The sequence below is a fragment of the Staphylococcus sp. HMSC055C03 genome, from assembly GCF_001809385.1.
GTDB classification, from domain to species: Bacteria; Bacillota; Bacilli; order Staphylococcales; family Staphylococcaceae; genus Staphylococcus; species Staphylococcus simulans.
Genome location: NZ_KV797499.1, coordinates 1 through 507, shown reverse-complemented (window position 1 = coordinate 507; position 507 = coordinate 1). Strand labels below are relative to the sequence as shown.

1 protein-coding gene is annotated in these 507 nt (G+C 33.9%); it reads left to right on the top strand.

Features of this window, described 5'->3' with window-relative positions; translation table 11 throughout:
- Positions 1-507 (top strand): SA1788 family PVL leukocidin-associated protein (locus HMPREF2603_RS08895; RefSeq protein WP_070502067.1); only part of this gene is annotated, 507 nt, incomplete at both ends.

Sequence of the window (507 nt, the reverse complement as noted above, 5' to 3'; positions counted from 1 at the left end):
ATGGGAAAATTTATTTATAAAGGTGAAACGATTGAGATTGGAACTCAAAAAATCTTATATGCATCTCAAAATTTAAAAGTATCATCTAAAGATTTGCAAGAAAGATTTGATAAAGGTTGGGATATAGAAGATGCGCTTAAATACAATTTCAATCATGTGATGTACAAAGGTAAAATATGCCGAAAGATTAAACATAAAGGTCTCAATTTTTACATCGTAGCCGAAGATTTGAAAAGGTCTAAAGTTCCGCCGCAAGCAATTATTAAATATTTAAATGACGGACACATTATGGACGATATTTTACCGCTGGAAACAGAGTTTTATATTGTAGAACGTGAAAAAGATGCTTTGCGCAATTTGGTTTATAAGGACCGTTTGCGTAAAGAACGTCAAAAAGAACAAGCAGAAGCACGCAGAAGAAAAGAGCGTCCTTGGTTATATGACGGTACACCTCAAAGTGTAGAACCTAGCAACTGGTACTTGCACCTATGTGAAAATGATTTAATG